General features: G+C 41.4%; 16 protein-coding genes. 6 read left to right on the top strand and 10 right to left on the bottom strand.

Annotation, left to right across the window (positions count from 1 at the left end):
- Window positions 1–140: 140 nt before the first annotated feature.
- The 10 genes from pnuC to hrcA form a co-directional block, all read right to left on the bottom strand.
- The gene (gene pnuC / locus ACJMMI_RS04120) at window positions 141–818 is read right to left on the bottom strand and encodes a nicotinamide riboside transporter PnuC (RefSeq protein ID WP_405353813.1); all 678 of its coding nucleotides are present in this window, start codon (window positions 816–818) and stop codon (window positions 141–143) included.
- Between the two features lie 226 nt (window positions 819–1,044).
- Window positions 1,045–2,094: an isochorismatase family protein gene (locus tag ACJMMI_RS04115; protein ID WP_405353811.1), complete on the bottom strand. Its 1,050-nt coding sequence runs from the start codon at window positions 2,092–2,094 to the stop codon at window positions 1,045–1,047.
- Window positions 2,095–2,266: 172 nt separating this feature from the next.
- The gene (locus tag ACJMMI_RS04110; protein ID WP_405353809.1) at window positions 2,267–3,091 is read right to left on the bottom strand and encodes a P-loop NTPase; all 825 of its coding nucleotides are present in this window, start codon (window positions 3,089–3,091) and stop codon (window positions 2,267–2,269) included.
- Between the two features lie 18 nt (window positions 3,092–3,109).
- Window positions 3,110–3,940 carry a hypothetical protein gene (locus ACJMMI_RS04105; RefSeq protein ID WP_405353807.1) on the bottom strand — a complete coding sequence of 277 codons (831 nt, stop codon included), beginning with the start codon at window positions 3,938–3,940 and terminating at the stop codon, window positions 3,110–3,112.
- A 574-nt stretch (window positions 3,941–4,514) separates the two neighbouring features.
- On the bottom strand, window positions 4,515–5,063 hold the full coding sequence (locus ACJMMI_RS04100) for a hypothetical protein (RefSeq protein WP_405353805.1): 549 nt from the start codon (window positions 5,061–5,063) through the stop codon (window positions 4,515–4,517).
- A gap of 69 nt (window positions 5,064–5,132) precedes the next feature.
- The gene (prmA, locus tag ACJMMI_RS04095; RefSeq protein ID WP_405353803.1) at window positions 5,133–6,056 is read right to left on the bottom strand and encodes a 50S ribosomal protein L11 methyltransferase; all 924 of its coding nucleotides are present in this window, start codon (window positions 6,054–6,056) and stop codon (window positions 5,133–5,135) included.
- Window positions 6,057–6,087: 31 nt separating this feature from the next.
- Window positions 6,088–7,230 carry a molecular chaperone DnaJ gene (gene dnaJ / locus ACJMMI_RS04090; protein ID WP_405353801.1) on the bottom strand — a complete coding sequence of 381 codons (1,143 nt, stop codon included), beginning with the start codon at window positions 7,228–7,230 and terminating at the stop codon, window positions 6,088–6,090.
- A 433-nt stretch (window positions 7,231–7,663) separates the two neighbouring features.
- Window positions 7,664–9,517: a molecular chaperone DnaK gene (gene dnaK, locus ACJMMI_RS04085; RefSeq protein WP_405353799.1), complete on the bottom strand. Its 1,854-nt coding sequence runs from the start codon at window positions 9,515–9,517 to the stop codon at window positions 7,664–7,666.
- 63 nt (window positions 9,518–9,580) lie between these two features.
- A complete protein-coding gene (gene grpE, locus ACJMMI_RS04080; protein WP_405353797.1) occupies window positions 9,581–10,129 on the bottom strand; it encodes a nucleotide exchange factor GrpE in 549 nt (182 codons plus the stop codon).
- Window positions 10,130–10,148: 19 nt separating this feature from the next.
- Window positions 10,149–11,177 carry a heat-inducible transcriptional repressor HrcA gene (gene hrcA / locus ACJMMI_RS04075; RefSeq protein ID WP_405353795.1) on the bottom strand — a complete coding sequence of 343 codons (1,029 nt, stop codon included), beginning with the start codon at window positions 11,175–11,177 and terminating at the stop codon, window positions 10,149–10,151.
- Between the two features lie 290 nt (window positions 11,178–11,467).
- On the opposite strand from hrcA, the gene ACJMMI_RS04070 reads away from it, so the two are divergent.
- The 6 genes from ACJMMI_RS04070 to ACJMMI_RS04045 all read left to right on the top strand — a co-directional run bounded on the left by ACJMMI_RS04070 (window position 11,468) and on the right by ACJMMI_RS04045 (window position 18,173).
- Window positions 11,468–12,490 (top strand): sugar-transfer associated ATP-grasp domain-containing protein, encoded by a 1,023-nt coding sequence (locus ACJMMI_RS04070; protein WP_405353794.1) that lies wholly within the window; start codon window positions 11,468–11,470, stop codon window positions 12,488–12,490.
- Between the two features lie 28 nt (window positions 12,491–12,518).
- Window positions 12,519–12,791, top strand: coding sequence for a hypothetical protein (locus ACJMMI_RS04065; RefSeq protein WP_405353793.1), 273 nt, complete (start codon window positions 12,519–12,521; stop codon window positions 12,789–12,791).
- Between the two features lie 706 nt (window positions 12,792–13,497).
- On the top strand, window positions 13,498–14,220 hold the full coding sequence (locus ACJMMI_RS04060; RefSeq protein WP_405353792.1) for an ABC transporter ATP-binding protein: 723 nt from the start codon (window positions 13,498–13,500) through the stop codon (window positions 14,218–14,220).
- A complete protein-coding gene (locus ACJMMI_RS04055; RefSeq protein WP_405353791.1) occupies window positions 14,213–15,904 on the top strand; it encodes a hypothetical protein in 1,692 nt (563 codons plus the stop codon). The genes ACJMMI_RS04060 and ACJMMI_RS04055 overlap by 8 nt, the downstream gene beginning before the upstream one ends.
- 40 nt (window positions 15,905–15,944) lie before the next feature.
- Complete coding sequence (locus tag ACJMMI_RS04050; protein WP_405353789.1) at window positions 15,945–17,390, top strand: nicotinate phosphoribosyltransferase; 1,446 nt, start codon at window positions 15,945–15,947, stop codon at window positions 17,388–17,390.
- Between the two features lie 24 nt (window positions 17,391–17,414).
- The gene (locus tag ACJMMI_RS04045) at window positions 17,415–18,173 is read left to right on the top strand and encodes a CAP domain-containing protein (protein WP_405353787.1); all 759 of its coding nucleotides are present in this window, start codon (window positions 17,415–17,417) and stop codon (window positions 18,171–18,173) included.
- Window positions 18,174–18,770: the final 597 nt, after the last annotated feature.

Here is an 18,770-nt window from a genome sequence, read left to right as displayed (position 1 = left end):
CACAAACAGCGTTGCTGTTTGTGCCTTACAAATTGTAATAGACACAGCCTTTCTTGGGCGTTGCCCAAACCCACGAGCCTTTAAAAAGGCTCGACCTAAATTTTAAAATATTTATCCGAAACTTTCTGCTAAACCATTATTCAGCAAGTCATTGCTTCCCTCTTTTTCCAACATACAAAGCCATACATATCGTTAAAAAAGAAAATTGTAAAATTAACTGCCACAGGTATATATGCCGGATTTTCAATAGATGCCAATACCCATAATACTATCAATACAATATCATTAGCGGCATACCCTAACGCATAATATGATGAGCGTAACATCGTAAGTGACGCCGCCAAAAAGCTTGTTGTAATCGAAATTGTGCTAAATACAATATTCGGCGTATTCAACGCACTCAAAATCAAATAGAAAACCCATGTTGTTACCGCTCCAAAAATTATTATTCCAAAAATATGCTTGGGCTTAAGCTTTTGAATTGCAACTTCCTTTCCGTTGGCAGCCGGATTTTTTATCCAAGTAATTGTTGACCATATTGCCATTGGCATAGTCATACCTAAATATGTTATCATTTCTCCCCAATAGCGGAATTGCCATGAAATAATACCATAAAGAACGCTGAATATAATCATTAAAATCTGTGCCCATACATTTCCTTTTGCAGCAAATATCAGAGATGTAACTCCTACGCATGCGGCAATCAATATCAATGAATTAAAACTTTCAGATAAAAAATTTGATATAATAATTATGCACAACGAACAAATCCACACTCCCCATTCTTTTTTCGTCAAACTCGCAATCGGATTACTCATAGTTGTTCTCAAACTCCTTTGTCATTTTTTCACAATAAAAAAGCACCAGTAATTTCTATCTTCTAAGACCTAACGATAGAAATACCGGTGCTTAACTTTCCCACCCGGTGGCAGAAAAGTATCATGATTTATTTAATTGTGTTATTTATAGCATAAATAACAGCCATTGTCAAGAAACTTCTTAAAAATCCTGCTTTTAGCTACAAATCGAAATTATTACGCAATATTATCCTTTTAAATGCTTGCTAAAATATTCTTTAAGAATTATAAGACTTTCATTACGCAGAACCCCTTCTGTAACTTGCGGTTGCCAAAAAGAGTTCTCGAACACCATTTTGGAGCAGTTGCAGCCAACATTGCCAAGAATGTTTTCCAAATCAATATTACTTGCACCATACACCAGGCGTCCCAGCTTTACCCAAACCATTGTTCCACTGCACATAAAGCAGGGCTCACAATTAGAATAGAGAGTATACTCATGCAAATCGGTAATAGCGGTCTGAGCACAAAACTCTCGTATTAAACCTGCTTCTCCATGAAATGTTGGATCATGTTTGGTGTATATCTGATTTTCATTCGTAAATACAATTTTACCATCTTTTACTAACACAGCACCAAAAGGTTCGTTGCCATGCTCCACAGCAAGCTTTGAAAGGCGAATGGTTTCACGCATAAAGAATACATCCTCCGGTGTAGCATCGTCAACCAAAGAGGACTCTACATCTGATGTTGTAATAAGAGAATCTCGTTGTAAATAGCGAATAGCCTGTAATGCACTTTCATGTGCTTTTTCACTGGAACCTGCAACCGCATCAACAACAACACGGATATGATAATCATTTTGATGAGCATCTACCGCAGTGTAATGAATACAAACATCTGTAAGTCCACCAATCATATAGAGCGTATCAACGCCAAGACCTTTTAACAAAATTTCCAAATCGGTACCAAAAAACGCACTGTAACGGCGTTTTGAAATCAGATACTCTCCCTCAATAGGATAAGTCAGCTTGGCATAGTCATTTTCCGGACGGTTTTCAACACAATGAATACCCTCAGAGCCATCCAGTTCACGACCAAAATCTACCATATCGGGGCGGTGGCACTCTTTAATCTGAATAATCGGCAGTTTCTTTGCACGGAACACATCTAAAACACGCTTGCCGTTGCGTATAACATTCCATCTCGGATCGTCTATATTACTGTCATTCATTTCTATAAAATCTTCCTGCTGAATGTCTATAACCAGTAAAGCACAATTTTTTTGTAATTTCACAATTAACCTCCGTGATTAAATAATTTTATTATCTATTAAAATCACGGAAATAATCAATAACGATCCATATTCTTGCCAAGAGATTCTTTCACTGAAAACAGCTCCTTCTGTACTTTTCGTAACAACCTTAATTTTTATATCAGGAACACAACAGCATTGGTATTAACATAATTCACGCAAGTGCTTTTTCAATTTCCTGTGCGGCTTCGTCAAGGTAGTTGCCCTCAAAGAGTTCTACTCTGCCCTCGTCAACACACTTTGCAAGGTCGCTGTCGATAGGAAGCTTTGCAAGCACCTTTGTATTGTAACGCTCTGCGATTTCATCAATATGACTTTCACCGAAAATACTGTGCTTTTTACCGCAATCAGGGCATACAAAGTAGCTCATATTCTCAACAAGTCCGAGAATCGGCACATTCATCATATTTGCCATTTTAACAGCCTTTTCAACAATCATTGAAACAAGCTCCTGCGGAGATGCCACAACAACAATTCCGTCAATCGGCAAGCTCTGGAATACTGTGAGCGGAACATCGCCTGTTCCCGGCGGCATATCAACAAACATATACTCCTCGTTCTCCCAGATTACATCTTTCCAAAACTGCTTTACTGTGCCGGTAATTACTGGTGAACGCCATACAACCGGGTCAGTCGGGTTTTCAAGCAAAAGATTTACTGACATAATGTCAATTCCTGTTTCTGTGGTAACAGGAATAATTCCGTACTCGTTGCCCTTGGCTCTCTCTTTAATGCCAAAAGCCTTCGGAATTGACGGACCTGTAATATCGGCGTCAAGAATAGCTGTCTTTTTGCCGAGTCTGTTAAAGGTAACTGCAAGGGTTGAGGTAACAAGGCTCTTGCCTACACCGCCCTTGCCCGATACTATGGCAATTACTTTCTTAACACTGCTGTACTGATTAAGGCTTTCACGCATACTCTCCGGATTTTTTGACTTGCAGTCTGAACTGCAAGATGAACAATCGTGGCTACATCCCATATTTTTTACATCTCCATTTTATACAATTTGTGTGGTTTCGTCAGGAACATACTCAGTCTGTGGCTCTGTGTCAGGAGTTGGCTCATAGGTTTCAGGCTCGGTATATTCCTCTGTGTAAGGCTCGGTTTCCGGCTCTGTGTATTCCTCGGTTACAGGTGGGTCAGTTTCTTCCACATATTCTGTGTAATCGGGAACATACTCCGGCTCGGTTTCCGGCTCGTAATATTCTGTGGTCGGCTCTTGTGTGGTTACTGCTGCCTTGGTTGTAGGTGCAGTTGTGGCAACAGGCTTTTTGGTGCTGAATGAACACTTTGAAAGCACAAAAACAAGCACGCACGCAACTATAACAACCACCGCAACAACCACGCAGGCAACGGTCGCCTTATTGCTTTTCTTTTTTGATTTTTTAGAACCTTTATGCTTCTTTGGCTTGCCGTGATAATCGTCTGTATCTAAGTCTTCCTCATAATACTCAGCATTATTCGGCTTTTTGCGTTTGTACTCTCTCCTGCTTTCACCTGTCTGAGAATCAAAACCGTCACCGTAGTCCTTGTTGCTTTTTGTAGGATTATCTGACGGCACATGCTCCTTGCTTGCAACAGACTGATAATCAAAATCATCGCCGTAATTGTCGCTATGCACATCAAAATTCTCTGCATTATTTACATCAGGCTGAAATTTCGGCTCATCTGCTGTATTCTCTGTGGTTTCCTCAGCTTTTACAGGTTCGGTATCTTCAACATCAAAGTTTTCGACATCTGCAAAGCTTGGTTCTTCCTCCTCTTTTGCATGACGGGCAACATACACTTCCTCTTGTGCCTCGGTTTCGTTCTTCTCTATCTCGTCCATAAATCCACCCTCTTCAATTCAATCCGACTAAAGCCTATTCTATCACCGGTTCGCCGTTTTTTGGCAAACTATTACTAAAAATAAAATTTAGGTCGAGCCTTTTTAAAGGCTCGTGGGTTTGGGCAACGCCCAAGAAAAGTTGTTTTTATTGCAATTTATAAGGCACAAACAGCGTTGCTGTTTGTGTGCTAAAGCAAAATTTGTCAAAACAGGCGACAGCCTTTAAAAAGAAATTCTTTATTAATAAAAAATAACGGCTTTTGTATTGCTATCGCAGTTATAAGGCTTTCGCCATTGTGTTCAAACCGCCAAACAGAAAACTGTTTGGCTGACGGAATTTTGCGTTAGCTCAAAGTATTTGTGGACTCTGTCCACACCTGCAACCTTTAAAAAGGTTGACCAAACTTTTTTGTTTGAGCAGAAAGTCTTGTTATAATTCAAGCAAAATTTTCCGACCGTTAGCAAACAACAAATCTCCGGCTATTTACATCAAACCAAAATAAATACATCGTTTAAATAATAAAACAGCGGCTCGAGTTTGTCAAGTCGCTGTTAATTTTATTAGTAAAACAAATTATTCTTCTGTGTTTTCTTCGCTGTTATCTTCGCCCTGAGCAGTTTCTTCGTTGCTTTCTTCCTCTGAGCTTTCCTCGCCGGCGTCCTGAATATCAGCCTCAACACCGCCCTCAACAGGCTTTTTCTCAGTTTCAGCTTCTTCCTCTGCAACCTCATAACCGCTGAGGAATGTGTAAGGAATACCATAGCCGAACACAACAGCCGCAAGGGTTGTTACAAGGCTCAGTGTGCTGTCATTTACGACAAACGCACTGTGAAGCGGCATACCGCTTGCAAGGCTTGCAATCATTATGTACAAAGCAGGCAATACCATAATTATTAATGTAAGCGGTGAAAAACGCTTAACAGGCTTGCCATCGCCGACTCTTGTTGCGTAGAACAAAAGCAGACCGAACACAGCGTACACAAGGAGCTGAATTACATTTGCGAATACCTCTGACTGACCCATTGCAAAGTTTGAGAAAAAGTGTGCACACACTACAAACGCAAGAATCAAAAATGCAGAGAAAAACAGATTGACTGTATCTTTTTTATTTGGTTTTTTCATAATTGTGCCTCCGAGCATCATAATTGCTTAGATTTTATCACGCTATTGTGACAGTTATATGATGATTGTTTATTTTTTAGCCTTGGCGGCAAGGCAAACCCAGCCTTTTTCAAGGTGTTCTTCAATAATATCAAAGTCCTTGCTGACTGCCGCCTTAACCTCATCGGCACGAGTATCAATGATACCGCTCATAATATAAACGGCATCATCTTTCATAAAGTCCTTTACACCCTTTGAAAGGAACATAATTGCGTCAGCCACAATGTTTGCAAGCACAATGTCATATTTGCCTGTTACCTTGTCGGTAAAGCTTCCGCAAATTGCCGTAAAGCGGTCAGACACACCGTTTATCTCGGCATTTTCTTTGGCGGTTCTTACCGCAACATCGTCAATGTCAACACCAACGGCACTCTCTGCACCCATAAGCAAAGACGCAATTCCGAGCACACCGCTGCCACAGCCCACATCAAGCACCTTATCGCCCTGCTTCATATACTTTTCGCACATCTCAAGGCAAAGTCTTGTGGTTTCGTGACTTCCTGTACCAAAGGCAAGACCCGGATCAATGTTGAGCACAATTCTGCCCTGTGGGTCGTAATCATCTCTCCAGCTCGGACGAATAAGCAGCTTTTCGCCGACTGCTATTGGATTAAAGTATTTTTTCCAGTTGTTTCGCCAGTCCTCCTCGGCACAATCAAGCAATTCTATTTTATGCTCAATACCCTCGGCATTATACCTTTCCGACAAAAAGGCAACCGCCTCGTTTGGTGAAACATCAGGCTCAAGGTAAATGTGAACATAGGCAGTATTTCTGTCCTTTTTCAGCAAATCCTCGTCAATGAGGTCTATGTGTGCAATCTCCTGCACCTCCTGCTCAAGAGCAGTGTAGTCCTCAATGTAAATTCCGTAAGGCACTACAACATTTGCAATGTCGCCTGCCCTGTCTATATCCTTTGCGTTTACCGCAATTTTTATTTCTGTCCAAGACTCCATAGGTGATAAGCCCCTTTATATTAATGAATGATTATTCGTTGAACATTCTCTTTATTTTTTCAAAAAAGCTGTTGCGTTGAGCGTAGTTCTTATCGTTTGTAACATTTTCAAATTCCTTGATAAGACTCTTCTGCTTAGCGTTAAGATTCTTTGGCACTTCAACGGTTACACGCACATACTGGTCGCCCTTGCCTCTGCCGTTGAGTCGCTGAATACCCTTGCCCTTGAGCTTGAATACATCGCCCGGCTGTGTGCCCTCATGAACCTGATAAGCAACCTTGCCGTCAAGAGTAGGAACTGTAACCTCAGCACCGAGTGCAGCCTGAGCAAATGTAAGAGGCATATTGCACCATACATCGTCACCTCTGCGTTCAAATACAGGGTGTGGCTGAACATTTACATATACATGAAGGTCGCCTGCAGGGCCACCGTTGTAGCCTGAGTTGCCTCTGCCGCCAACATTAAGAATCTGCTGGTCTTTAATGCCTGCCGGTACGGTAATATCAATAGTCTTTGTCTTGCGTTTTCTGCCTGAGCCGCCGCACTTAGGACATGGGCTGTCAATAATTTTACCCTTGCCATGACAAGCATCGCAAGCTCGCTGTGTCTGTACAACACCGAAAGGTGAACGCTGACTGATTGTTACTCTACCCGAACCGCCGCATACTGAGCAGGTCTTTGGCTGTGTACCCGGCTTTGCACCTGTACCATGACATTCCTCACAAGAAGAAACGCAGTCATAGCTTACAGTCTTTTTACAGCCCTTTGCAGCCTCTTCAAACGAAATATAAATGCTTGCCTCAACATCACTGCCTCTGCTCGGAGCGTTAGGATTGTTGGAGCGTCTGCCGCCGAATCCGCCGAAAAAGCTTGAAAAAATATCGTCTATATCTATGCCCTGACCGTATGCACCGTATCCGCCTGCACCGCCGGCACCAAAGTTAGGGTCAACACCTGCATGACCGTACTGGTCATAGCGGGCTTTTTTATCTTTATCGGAAAGTACCTCGTAAGCCTCGTTGACTTCTTTGAATTTTTCCTCACATTCCTTGTCGCCCGGATGGAGGTCAGGATGGTACTTTTTGGCACTCTGACGGTAAGCCTTTTTAATTTCATCTTCGCTCGCACCCTTAGATACGCCAAGCACCTCGTAATAATCTCTTTTATCTGCCATCATACTCACCTTTTATTTCTCATTGGTTCTGTTTTAAATGTTGGGGGTATCGGTAAATTATTGTTTATACTATAAAATTATCGGGAACTCACAAGCCTTCCCCTACAAGGGGAAGGTGGCATTTTCGCAAGAAAATGACGAATGAGGTGTCGCCGTTTACGGCGTTTTTCCTTAGCTAAAGCTTTGTTATAAGTGAACTCTTAGCGAGTTCAACACCTCATCAGTCACTTGCGTGACAGCTTCCCCTCAAGGGGAAGCCTAAATCTGCTAAACTATAATTTACCCCAACTATTGATAAAGAACCTTCTCATTATAAGCCCGTTAAGGCTGCCAAAATCCATACATTGCTAAAGGAGCCGTTGCAAAAAACAGCCCCTTCAACAAATTTTAACAGGAAAAACAAATGAAGTCAATCATTGTGTTAATATTTTTATTAGTTGTTGCCGTCAACATCTGTGAAATCGGCATCATATACATTTGGATCACCGTTTGAGCCGCCCTGAGCACCCTGCTGTGGGTCACCCTGAGGAGCTGCACCAGGTGCACCCTGTGGGTTAGCCTGCTGATAAAGCTTAGCAGAAACCTCGTAAACAGCCTTCTGTAAGTCTTCCTTAGCAGCGTCAATCATAGACTTGTCGTTCTTTGAGATAGCGTCCTTAACAGCAGCACACTTTGTATTGATTGTGTTCTTCTCGTCCTCAGAAATCTTGTCACCGCTCTCGTTTACAAGCTTTTCTGCCTGATATACAAGGTTTTCAGCCTCGTTCTTAGCGTCAACCTCTTCTCTACGCTTCTTATCCTCGGCAGCATACTGCTCAGCTTCCTTAACAGCCTTGTCAATATCGTCCTTGCTCATTGAAGTAGAGTTCTGAATCTGAATCTTCTGCTCCTTGCCTGTGCCAAGGTCTTTTGCAGATACATTAACAATACCGTTAGCATCAATATCAAATGTAACCTCAATCTGTGGAATACCACGCATAGCAGGAGCAATGCCTGTGAGGGCAAACAAACCGAGCTGCTTGTTATCTCTTGCAAATTCACGCTCACCCTGAAGAACATTGATTTCAACCTGTGTCTGGTTATCGGCAGCAGTTGAGAAAATCTGGCTCTTCTTTGTTGGGATTGTTGTGTTTCTCTCAATAATCTTTGTCATTACACCGCCCATTGTTTCAACACCGAGTGAAAGTGGTGTAACATCGAGGAGAAGGAGACCTTCAACCTCACCGCCGAGAACGCCACCCTGAATAGCAGCACCGACAGCTACGCACTCATCAGGGTTAATACCCTTGAATGGCTCTTTGCCGATAAGCTTCTTAACAGCTTCCTGAACAGCAGGGATTCTTGAAGAACCACCAACCATAAGAACCTTGTCAATCTGACCGATCTGTAAGCCTGAGTCAGAGAGAGCTGAACGAACAGGGCCCATTGTAGCCTCTACGAGGTCTGCTGTAAGCTCATCGAACTTAGCTCTTGTAAGTGTTAAGTCAAGGTGCTTAGGACCTGTCTGGTCTGCTGTGATGAATGGGAGGTTGATTGATGATGTTGTAACACCTGAAAGCTCAATTTTAGCCTTTTCAGCAGCCTCTTTGAAACGCTGCATAGCTACCTTATCTGATGAAAGGTCAATACCTGTTTCGTTCTTGAATGATGTTACCATCCAGTCAATGATTCTCTTATCAAAGTCATCACCACCGAGGCGGTTGTTACCGGCTGTTGCAAGTACCTCCTGAACGCCGTCACCCATCTCAATGATAGATACATCGAATGTACCGCCGCCGAGGTCATATACCATAACCTTCTGGTCTTTTTCCTTATCAATACCATATGAAAGAGCAGCTGCTGTAGGCTCGTTGATGATTCTCTTTACATCAAGACCTGCAATCTTACCTGCATCCTTAGTAGCCTGACGCTGAGCGTCTGTAAAGTAAGCAGGAACTGTGATAACTGCCTGAGTTACCTTTTCACCGAGGTAAGCCTCAGCGTCTGCCTTTAACTTAGAAAGAATCATAGCTGAAATTTCCTGTGGTGTGTACTGCTTGCCGTCAATAGATACCTTGTAAGAAGTACCCATTTCTCTCTTAATAGAAGAAACTGTCTTATCAGGGTTTGTGATAGCCTGACGCTTAGCAACCTGACCTACCATACGCTCGCCGTCTTTTGAGAAAGCAACGACTGAAGGAGTTGTTCTTGCACCTTCGGCGTTAGGGATAACTACAGGCTCGCCGCCTTCAATAACTGCTACACATGAGTTTGTTGTACCTAAATCTATACCTATTGTCTTTGCCATAATAAATTCCTCCTGAATATATTTGTTTTACTTTTTATACTGAATTATTTATATAATAAAGGTTTAGTCGCAATTTGCAACCTGAACCATTGCATGACGGATAATTTTATCGCCGATTTTGTAGCCTGTCTGGAACACCTGAGAAATGCAGTTCTTATCAAAATTCTCATCGTCAATCTTTGAAATTGCGTTGTGAATTTCAGGATTAAACTCCTCACCCTCAGCACCAAAGGCTTCAACCTTTAATTTTTCAAGGGATTTTGCAAGCTGATTTGAAATAAGCTCAATGCCCTTTAAAATATCAGGGTCGCAATCCTTTAAATTTGTAATAGCCATCTGAATACTGTCCGCTACAGGCAAAAGCTCTGTAACCGCCTTTGCTGTGGCGTCATCATAAATAGAAAGCTTTTCGTTTGCTGTACGCTTGCGGTAGTTGTCATACTCGGCACAAAGGCGAAGATATTTGTCTTTCTGTGAGTTAAGCTCCTCCTCAAGTGCAGCTATTTTCTTGGCGGTTTCATCAATTTCTTCTGTAACCGCTTCTGCTGTCTGCTCGGAAGTATTCTCGTTTACAACAGCTTCGTCATTTGTCACTTCTTTTTTCTTTGACATATTACCTTTCCTTTCTATATTAATGCTCTATAAGCTCGCTTATTATTTTGCTTACACATTCGCTTACGCACTCAATAATTGAAATCACCCTGCTATAGTCTGTTCGTATCGGTGCTATCACCGCAAGTGTGCCTGACGGTGTATCCTTTACGCTGTAGCTTGATGATATTACCGAGCTGTACGCAAGCTCTATACGACTGTTCTCCGTGCCAATGCTTACCGCTGTGCCGATTGGCAGGCTTGTAAGCACCGAGGCAAGGTCGCCTTTATTTGAAATTAGCTCAATTACATTTCGTGCTGCCAGAAAATTTACATTCTGCATAAACAACGGTTTTGTTTGACCGCTAAGGAAAATTCCGACTTCGTTTGCCTTGTCGGCTGCGTCCTTAATTGCTGTAAGCACGCTTGGCATAAAGAGTGATAACTCGCCAAACCTTGCCGCTGCCGTCTGAATAAACGGTCGGTTGATTGACGAAAGCTTAACTCCGTCAAACAGCTCATTGAGTGCCTTGTCAAACACCTCAAGAATTTCAGGAGTAATAATAAACTCACACCTGAAAAGCTGGTTTTTAATAATACCGCTTGAGGCAATCACAACCGCCATTGCCGTGTGTGAACCGGTCTGCACAAAGCTTATCTTGTGGATTCTGCTTTCTGCGGAATTCGGGGTAGTGGCAACCGCCGTAAGTCCTGTCAGGTCAGACACAAGCTCCGACGCTGATTTAAGGATATTTTCAGGCGACTCTGCATTTCTGTAAAGCTTATCTTCCACAAGCTCTCTGCCTCGCTGAGATACCGCCACAACCTTCATAAGATTATCAACATAATATCTGTAGCCAAGCTGAGTAGGAACTCTGCCTGCCGAGGTGTGGGGCTGAATAAGATAACCCTTATGTGTAAGGTCTGCCATATCATTTCTGACGGTGGCTGACGAAACACCGAGATTAGTTTCATCTATCAGAGTTTTTGAACCTACAGGCTCACCCGTCTTGATGAAGTTTTCAACAACAGCCGAAAGAATCTTTTGCTTTCTTTCCGCAAGCTCCATAGGTATCACCTCTCTGCCTGCGTTTTGTTGTTTTAGCACTCTCTATGTGTGAGTGCTAACTCTTATGCTTATACTATAATCTCAAAGTCAGCAAAAGTCAAGAGTTTTATTAGAAAAATTTTACTTTTCAAAAACTTTTCACAATTTGGTCACAGTTATTGACTTTTTACAGCAAAATATACTATAATTAGTATTATATCTACTATTACAATTTTTTGAACAAAAAGCAACGGATATTTTGTCTTTATTTATTGTAATAATTCATAAATACTATTATTTTAGAGGTAAGTATGGGAATTGGTTATTTTTTCAGAGTTTGCTCAGGTGCAACACTTGGCAAGCTTTCGGGTGCAATAAATACCGTTCACGAGAAATCGGGCAAAAACAAAGCAGGCATATTCTTTGATATGGTCGGCTGTTTCTTAAAATACAAAGCCGGCTACAACGACTATGTGCTGTTTGAATACTATAATATGACCGCTGCCCAGCGTAAAACATATATGACACGCTTTAAAAACAAGCGTTTTATGCTTATGCAAAACGACCTTACAAGTGCCGAAATCTTTAATGACAAAAGATTGTTTGACACACGCTTTGCAAAATACCTTGGCAGACGAGTGATTGTTGTTGACGAAAAGGTAAGCCTTGAGCAGTTCAGCGAATTTATTAAGCCTTGGGAGGTTTACATTGCAAAGCCTGCCTTTGGCGAATGTGGCAAGGGAATTGAAAAGCTTTGCAAAGCAGACTTTAAAAGTGACGAAGAATTTTATAATTATGTTTTTGACAAAGAAAACGGATTTGGCGTACTTGAGGAGGCAATTAAGCAGCACCCTGATGTAGCCAAAATTTACCCGCACTCAATCAACTGCCTGAGAATTGCCACTCTTGTGGTTGACGGTGAACCGCACATTCTTTATGCTGTATTCAAGACAGGCAACAACGGCAAATTTGTAGATAACCTTGAAAACGGCGGTTATGCCTGCCACTTTGACCTCGACACAGGTATGGTAACAGGTCCGGGACACACCTCGGATATGCAGCTTGCCTATGAGCACCCGTATACGGGAATTAAATTCAAGGGCTTTAAAATTCCTTACTGCGAAGAAGTAAAGAAGCTTGTAAAGAAAGCCGCCCTTGAGGAGCCGGAGTTTAAATACTGCGGTTGGGATGTGTGCATTTCCGAAAACGGTCCTGCTATTATTGAGGGCAACGATTATGCGGCATACGATTTCCCACAGCTTCCTGACGAGGACACTCCAAAGGTTGGTTTGATTTCAATTATCAAGCAGTATATTCCTGACCTCAAGCTATAAACTAATATTATTTGCAGGAGATTGATTAATGGAAACTATAAAATCCTTTTACTTTATATTATGGGCAGTAATTGCTCTGTATATGTTTATATCGGCAAAAAAGCTCGGTTCATTGTGCTATCTTATCGGCGGATTTTTCAGCTTTATGACAGTATGGTACGCAATGAATACATTTTCGGGAATTGCAATGTTTGAGGGAGCACTCGGCATTGTGTTCAAGTGCATTGTAGGTGCGTTTCTGCTCGCATTTGTGCTGATTTACGCAATCGGTAAATATAAGAGTAATAAAAATAATAAATAGTAAATTCGGTCAAGCTTATTTAAGGCTTGACCGTTTTTTGTTTTAAATATTGAGATAGCATTGATAAATTATTGTTTAGCAGAAAGCTTTGGATAATTAACATAAAATTTAGGTCGAGCCTTTTTAAAGGCTCGTGGGTTTGGGCAAAGCCCAAAAAAAGTTGTATTTATATCAGTCTATTGAGAACAAGCAGCAACGCTGTTTGTTTACTAAAGCTATGTTTGACAAAACAGGCGACAGCCATTTAAAAGAAATATTTCATTTTCATTAGTAAATAATAATGGCTTTTTATGTTGCTGTCGCAATTATAAGGCTTTCGCCATTGTGATTAAGCCGCCAAACAGCAAGCTGTTTGGCTATAAAAGCCTTGCGTTAGCTTAAAGTATTGTGGGCTTTGCCCACACCCACAACCTTTGAAAAACGTTGACCAAAATTTTATGTCCGCGTAGAAAGCCTAGACAATCTCAAATCTTTTAACTCCCGACCGTTACTAAGTCATTGTCGAGAACAAGAAAATTATTATTTTGCAAACTATCTTCTCGTAATAAAAACCACAATTTATATCACCCAGCATTATCCATGGCACAACCTCTTTAATCTGCTAACCCATTACAATATTTTTGAAAACATTGTAAAAATAATTGACAATCAGCATATTGAATTTTATAATATTTATATAAATACAGCCAAACAAAGGAATGATATTATGATAAAATTCAATAATGTAACCAAGGTTTTTAACAACACCTTAAAAGCAGTAGACGACCTTTCCTTTACTGTAAACAAGGGTGAAATAGTAGGCTTTATCGGCCCTAACGGTTCAGGCAAAACCACCACAATTAAAATGCTCACAGGTATTCTCTCAAGCGACAGCGGTGAAATCAGCATAAACGGTCACGACATCAAAAAAGAACCGCTTGAGGCTAAAAAAAGCATCGGCTACATTGCCGACAGTCCCGATATGTTTTTAAGACTCAAGGGCATTGAGTTTCTCAACTTCATCGGTGACATCTACAAAGTTCCCTCTGATGTACGCAAAAAGAGATTTACCGAGGTTTGCGACAGATTCGGTCTTACCGACAGTTTGAACGCACCAATGCTCAGCTATTCCCATGGTATGCGACAAAAAATTATGGTTGCCGCCGCCCTAGTACACAACCCCGATGTATGGATTCTTGATGAACCGTTAATCGGTCTTGACCCTAAGAGTGCCTTTGAGCTAAAGGCTATGATGCGTGAACACGCTGACGCCGGCAACTGCGTATTTTTCTCAACCCACATTCTTGAGGTTGCCGAAAAGCTCTGCGACAGGGTTGTTATTATTAAAAAAGGCAGATCGCTCTATGACGGCACACTTGACACCCTTTGCAGTCAGAATAAGGGCAAATCACTTGAACAAATCTTTTTGGAGCTGACTGAAAATGAGTAATTTCTTGAACCTATTAAAAACATTTATTAAAACCACCGAGCTTACCTCGGAAGAAAAAAAGCGTTCCAAGCATTTCTATAAAATTATGGGTACGGCGGTTGTGCTTTTAATTATGCTCCCTGCCGGTGCATTGGTTGGAATTATCACCTACGCACTCACCCTCGGCATCAGTGCCATAGGCGGTGACATTCAGGGTGCGGAGGTTATCTTGCATATCATTTCCATTCTTTCCGTAATTTTCGGAATTAATGTAATTATCAATATTTTCTACTTTTCAAACGATATTGAAAACCTTATTCCGCTTCCTCTCAAGCCGAGGGAAATTATCGGTGCAAAGTTTGCCTACTCCCTGCTTTCGGAAAACATAATGGAATTTATCCTGATTATCGGTGCTTGTGTGGGATATATGAGTGCCACAGAGTTTTCTGTCACCGGCATTATAACCTCAATCATCAGTGTTTTGACTATGCCTGTAATTCCGCTTTCCTACTGCGGAATCATTGCGATTATATTTATGTATTTCACCCACTCCGTAAAAAATCGCGATTTTCTGAACAAAATCACATGTATCGGTACGGCAGTGCTGATTGTGGGTGCGTTGATTGCCCTTGTGAGCGTCAGCGGATTTAATCCTGACGCAATCATCACATCTCTTGCAAGTGCCGACAACGGATTTCTCAATGTGATGAACATTATTTTTCCTCACATTCCGCTTATGATGAAGTCAATTTCTGACCAATCGGCTTTTGAGCTGATTATTTATCTTATTGCCAATGTAATTTATGTTGCGGTATTTCTGTTCTTAGCGTCAAAAATGTACCTCAAAGGCGTTTCTGACATCAACACAACCAAGTCAAAGCGTAGCAAAAGCATTGCCGGACAGGCTATTGAAAAATCCTCGCAAAAGGGCATATTTGCAAGCTACCTCAAAAAGGAATTTCTTGTACTTTTCAGAACTCCGCCGTTCTTTATGGACTGCATTGCTATCAACCTGCTCTGGCCTGTATTTATGGTGGTAATTATGATATTGCAGGGCAGTACCAACTTTTTGTCGGGAATTTTAACCCCTTACCTTGAGGGCGACTCAAAAAGCATTGCGGTCATTACGATTTCTGCCGTAGTAATTTCCGCCCTTGTAACAGCAATCAACAGCATTGCATCTTCCTCAATTTCAAGAGAGGGCAAGCATTTTCAGTTTATGCGTTACATTCCTGTCGGACTTAAAATTCAGATTAACGCAAAGGCAGTTGTCAGCATTATCATCAGCGGTTCGGTTATGGTGCTTTATGTGATAGCCTTCAATATTTATTGTGCAGTCCTTGCAAACAGCTTTAATCCGTTTGTTTTCATTGTTACTCCGCTTATTCACATTGCCCTTTGCCTGCTCTGCGTTGTATTTGTAACCTACCTTGGCATTTATCTTGACACAATCAACCCAAAGCTTGTGTGGGACGATGAAATTAACGCTTTGCGTGGCAACTACAACACAGTTATCAATGCGGCTGTAATTATGGCGGTTACCGGCATAATTTGTGCAATTTCTCTTGTATTGCTATGGATTTTTAGCGTTGAACCTGTTATAATTAATCTTGGACTTGTTGTTATTATGTCTGCTCTTGCAGTTTTTGCACAAAGACTTTGCCTTAAAAAGGGCACGGCAAATCTTGAGCAGATAGAAAGCTGAGTTTTTCTTAACAAAATCGAATTTATACAGGTGATTTATAATGACAGAAACTAATTATTCAATGCTCTGCGATTTTTACGAGCTTACAATGTCAAACGGCTATTTTAAAAACGGCTTTTACAAAAAGAATGTTTACTTTGACCTTTTCTTCCGCAAAGTACCCGACAACGGCGGTTTTGCGATTGCGGCAGGTCTTGAGCAGGTAATCGACTATGTAAAAAATCTTCATTTTTCAGAGGAGGACATTGCATATCTCAGAGATAAGGGCATTTTTGACGAGGAATTTTTAAAGTACCTTGCTAATTTTAAATTTACAGGCGACATTTACGCTATTCCCGAGGGAACACCAATCTTCCCTAATGAGCCGATTATCACAGTAAAAGCTCCGGCTATTGAGGCTCAGCTTATCGAAACATTTTTACTTCTTACCATAAACCACCAGACACTCATTGCCACAAAGGCAAACAGAATTGTTCGTGCGGCTCAGGGCAGAACTGTACTTGAGTTTGGTTCTCGCCGTGCTCAGGGTGCAACAGGTGCGGTTGACGGTGCAAGAGCCGCATATATCGGTGGTTGTGCCGGTACAGCCTGCACACTTACAGACGCTCTCTACGGTGTGCCTGCAGGCGGTACAATGGCTCACTCTTGGGTACAGATGTTTGACAACGAATACACAGCTTTTCGCACCTATTGCGAGCTTTATCCTGAAAATCCTACACTTCTTGTTGACACCTACAACACACTCAAAAGCGGTGTGCCAAACGCAATTAAGGTGTTCAAAGAAGTGCTTGTGCCAAAGGGAATTAACGAATTTGCTATCCGCCTTGACTCGGGCGATATTTCCTACCTTTCAAAGAAAGCAAGAAAAATGCTTGACGAGGCAGGACTTCCGAACTGCAAAATCGTTGCCTCAAACTCACTTGACGAGTACCTTATCCGTGACCTTATGATGCAGGGTGCAAAGGTTGATGTTTTTGGCGTTGGCGAAAGACTTATTACATCTTCAAGCTCACCGGTATTTGGAGGCGTATATAAGCTTGTGGCTGTTGAAGAACCGACAAGCGGAGAAATTATCCCTAAAATCAAGGTAAGTGAGAATACAACAAAAATCACCAATCCGCACTTCAAAAAGCTTTATCGTTACTATGACAACGAAAGCGGAAAGGCTCTTGCAGACGAACTTTGCGTGTATGACGAGGTAACAGACTTTACAAAGCCGCACACAATTTTTGACCAGAATGCTACCTGGAAAACAAAAACTCTTACCGACTATACAGCTAAAGAATTGCTTGTGCCAATCTTTAAGAACGGCGAATGCGTGTATGAATCACCGAGCATTGAAGAGATTGCAGGATACTGCAAAGAGCAGATTTCACTCCTCTGGGACGAGGTAAAGAGATTTGAAAACCCACACAACTACTATGTTGACCTTTCTAAAAAGCTTTGGGATATTAAGAATATCCTTTTAAATATTTATCAGAGCTAAAAAGCTGAAAAGGGGAAGATTTATATGAACAGTTTTAAAAAAATAATTGCCGTTTTGCTTTCAGCCACAGCGGTTATTTCAACTGCTATGATGTCAGTTTCCGCACTTGATGTGAGCAAATACGACTTAAACGGTGACGGCAGCTTTGATGTAATTGATGTTACATATTTGCAGACAAGCATTGCCGACAACAAAGAGCTTACCGATGCTCAAAAGGAAATTGCCGACTACAACAAGGACGGCAAAATTGATGTGCTTGATGTAACCGAGGCACAGATTCTTATTTCTGAGGGCGACACTCCGACACCGACAGAGCCGTCAACTCAGCCTACTACTCAGCCAAAGACAGAGCCTGCAACTCAGCCGACCACACAGCCGGCAAGCTCAGCCTACTACAACACAGAATTTGCCGACAAGGTAATTGAGCTTATCAATAACGAGCGAGCAAAAGAGGGACTTTCTGCGGTAAAAAAAGATACCGACCTCACCCGCCTTGCGGATATTCGTGCAAAGGAAACCGTAACATTGTTTTCACATCAGCGTCCTGACGGCTCAAGCTGGGCAACAATTCTTAATGATTACAACGATTCATTCCGAGCCGCTGCCGAAAACATTGCGGCAGGTCAGAGAACACCTGAAGATGTAGTAAAGGCATGGATGGATTCTCCGTCACATCGTGCAAACATTATGAATCCTGACTACAACAAAATCGCAATGTCATGCTATGTTGACACAAATTCAACATACAGATATTACTGGGAACAGTTATTTATTAAAGGCTGATAATTTTTAAAACAACCGGTCCGACCGTAAAAAGTCGGACTGATTTATTTTGCGGTTCTTTTTCCATAGTTGGGGTAATTATGGGTTTGTACAGTCGGGAAATATTGTTTGAACTATCACAGACTTTATACTCGAACCAAAAAGTTTGGTCAACCTTTTTTCAAAGGTTGTGGGTGTGGGCAAAGCCCACAATACTTTAGATAACGCAAATTTTGATAGCCAAACAGCTTGCTGTTTGGTGGCTTGAACACAATGGCAAAAGCCTTATAATTGCGATAGCAAGACAAAACAAAAAAGATATTTTTTATTTATAAATCAATTCTTTTTAAAGGCTGTCGCCTGTTTTAACAAACTTTGCTTTAGCACACAAACAGCGTTGCTGTTTGTGCCAGATAGACTGATATAAAAACAACTTTTCTTGGGCGTTGCCCAAACCCACGAGCCTTTAAAAAGGCTCGACCTAAACTTTTTGTCCGAGTAGAAAGCATAGGCAAAATTTAATGTCATTACCTCCCGACCATTACTAAGTCATTGTCGGGAGCAAGAAAATTATTATTTGTTTTAATTTTTATGTTGTGCAAAAACATTGACTGCAAA

Source organism: Ruminococcus sp. (assembly GCF_045129435.1).
Lineage (GTDB): Bacteria > Bacillota > Clostridia > Oscillospirales > Acutalibacteraceae > Ruminococcoides.
Note: the sequence above shows the minus strand (reverse complement) of the source record. Positions and strands in the feature narration are given on the sequence as shown.